This is a genomic window from Polaribacter gochangensis (assembly GCF_046224025.1).
In the GTDB taxonomy this organism is placed as follows: Bacteria; Bacteroidota; Bacteroidia; order Flavobacteriales; family Flavobacteriaceae; genus Polaribacter; species Polaribacter gochangensis.
The window spans coordinates 1-237 of sequence record NZ_JBJXRF010000100.1 but is presented as its reverse complement, the minus strand read 5'-3'; the positions used below and the strand labels follow the sequence as shown (position 1 = coordinate 237).

Annotated in this window: 1 protein-coding gene; it reads left to right on the top strand. The window is 25.7% G+C overall.

What is annotated here, in order from left to right; all coding sequences use genetic code 11:
* On the top strand, window positions 1–215 hold a 215-nt coding region (locus ACEWL1_RS12220), incomplete at its 5' end, for an AAA-type ATPase lid domain-containing protein (protein WP_457770728.1).
* Window positions 216–237: the final 22 nt, after the last annotated feature.

Below are 237 nucleotides of genomic sequence, written 5' to 3'. Positions count from 1 at the left end.
AATTTCTTTTTAAATACGGAATCGAATACAAAGATAAGTTCTTAAAAATAATTTCAGAAGCTATAGATATTCTACAAAGATATCATTGGACTGGAAATATCAGAGAATTAGAGAATGTAATTCAACGTGCAGTAATTATGTTCGATAAATCTGTAGAAGTAGAACACCTAACGGAATATGTAAAATACAAAATAGATTTTTCTAAAACAGAATAATTAATCTCTTTAAAAGAGATTG